The following is a 2,417-nucleotide window of genomic DNA, read 5'->3' as shown; positions in this document are numbered from 1 at the left end:
TTTTCTAAAGTTTTACCGCCATCAGTCATGATATAATAGTAGTAAGCTACATCCTTATATCTTGAATTATCTAAAATAAAGAACGATTTATCGTTATTACCCTTTATCAACGCTCTAATTTGCGTTACATCATAACCTTGAAACTCTGAATCCATAATTTCATCAAATTCTGATGTTTTACCTTTTACTAATTTAGTGTAGGCATCGCCTAACTCATGACATTCTACAATTTCCTCTGTTGGGAATCCTTCTTTTTCAGTTAACTGAATAATTCTTAATGTGTACATTTATTTATATATTTATATATTCTGCCAATATCGGCATTGCGGAGAACATTGTACTCGAAACAAATTCGTTTTATCGAACAACACGCTTAGCAGGCGGTTACAGAACCTTTCTGTTTTATTCTCCAATTTACTACCTACTAATTTCACAATCCATAGGTAGCCAAGTCAATTAAATCATATATCATATGAAAACTTACTCTGCAAATATAATACTTTTTTTTCAATTATGCAAATATTTTAGCAATTATTTTTCATAAAAATGAAAATTATTCTGTAACATCTTCATAATCAGTAAATTTAGCACTTGTTTCGGCAGCTTTAGATAAATCAATCGCATCTTCCTCGTTATCAATATAACGTACCTCATTATCTTTCAATACAGCACTATCAGATTTAATAGCATCCATCATTTCGATAGATAGTGGAGCATACTTAGATAACAAACGTTTGATACAAGTCTTTTCATACATTGCAATCTTACTATCTTTGTCAGACCACAAGCCTAAATTACGTCTATACATTTGGCTATATTTCTTACCATGCGCCTCAAGTTCCTCAACGGACATATACAATTGCTTGCTAAATCCATTCATAAGTTCAAACATGGCAACTACACCTACAACGGGAGCTTTATCTCTATCCTTGTCTAACTTTTTAAATTGCAATTCACCACTTGCAAAATCCTCACCTATAATTTCGCCCTCACGAACATCTCTTACATTAATCTTCTTAAATTGCCCACTTCTCAACGCTAATTGAACGTATGCTTTTGCGCCTAATTGGAATTGAGCAACTTGTGTACCATTTTTCCTATCATTGTAAGGTAGTACATAACACATACCTAATGATGGTTCAAGTGGTAAAGATAACGCACTTGCTTTAAGACAACAAAACATAACTGTACTTGGGTCGCAATCGGCTAATGCTTTATTGCTTGATACCAAAGCAACCATATTACTTACAAACGTTTGTTTCTTTTCGCCTAATACATTATTTAAATACTCTTGTGTTCTACCATTTTCAACCATTGAGTTGAACTTCTGCAATCCTGTTTTCTTTTCTGTACTCATAATATTTTATTAATCTTTTAAATTTCCAACAATAACACTACCCTTAACAACACTTTTCTTAGTATATTTCTTATACAAGTTTTTATGTTCCTCTTTAAACGCATTTGTATCAAAGGTAACTTTTTCATAGCTATCCTTTAGCTTAATATACTTACCTAAGTCAACTAAATTAATACGTTCCTTAATATTCTTTTTAACCATAACATCATAGAGATAAGACTTTAATTCTTTCTCTGCATCCTCCATAGCTTTTAGCTTAATATAAGATTCGCTATTTTGAAAATCCCATAGTTCTTTGCATAATGATATTTTATCTTGTATGTGTTGTGGCAGCATTGAGCTTTCCATAGGTACTATATCTCGCTCCGTATATTCATCTAATGTTTCAAGATAATCATTTATTATAGACATTGCTTGAGATACATTAAATAAAGGTTTATTAAAACGTATAATTTCAGTTTCTATTTTACTTGGGTCTATATCACCATCAAAATCTACGCTTGGATAATGAGATAGCATAAGTTTAAATTTCCAATCTCTACCTAAACTTTCGGCATATTCCTTACCTAACAAGTTCTCAATGAATAGCTGATTCTTATAAGTTGTTCTTGCGGTTTTTAAATCTTTATTAGTACATTTATTCTCAACCCAAGTTAATATTTTCTTATCCTCATCAATCAACATATAGTCTATATGCACCAATAAGCCAACATTCTTAAACTTATATTTTTTGCTCTCTATTCTCGGATTAGATTGCCACCTATTATCTTGGGTGTGAAGTAATTGGAAGATTAAACTTTCAACTTTATTCCCAATCATCATTGCATCGGTGGTAAATCCATCCCTACTTTCTTTTAGCCCTTTAACAATGGCAAGACGTTCTTTCGCACTATCGGGAATACTCCCCAAAGCGTAAACTTTGGAGAGAATATTACCATCTGAACCACCTAAAAAGCCTATTCTTGAACTAATTATTTCATCTTTATGTTCAAATTCACTCATAACTAAGTTTTATTATTTCTAAATCGAACGATTTTATTAACATTTTTAACTTAAAACG

General features: G+C 31.5%; 3 protein-coding genes. All 3 read right to left on the bottom strand.

Going from position 1 to position 2,417, the window contains the following annotated elements:
* Window positions 1-287: hypothetical protein (locus VLM92_RS14815; protein ID WP_325277095.1), on the bottom strand; the 287-nt coding region annotated here is incomplete at its 3' end.
* A 266-nt stretch (window positions 288-553) separates the two neighbouring features.
* A complete protein-coding gene (locus VLM92_RS14810) occupies window positions 554-1,357 on the bottom strand; it encodes a recombinase RecT (RefSeq protein WP_325277094.1) in 804 nt (267 codons plus the stop codon).
* 9 nt (window positions 1,358-1,366) lie between these two features.
* On the bottom strand, window positions 1,367-2,359 hold the full coding sequence (locus VLM92_RS14805; protein ID WP_325277093.1) for a hypothetical protein: 993 nt from the start codon (window positions 2,357-2,359) through the stop codon (window positions 1,367-1,369).
* Window positions 2,360-2,417: the final 58 nt, after the last annotated feature.

This window comes from Romboutsia sp. (genome assembly GCF_035470145.1).
Classification (GTDB): Bacteria; Bacillota; Clostridia; order Peptostreptococcales; family Peptostreptococcaceae; genus Romboutsia_D.
This window is presented reverse-complemented; position numbering and strand designations above follow the sequence as displayed.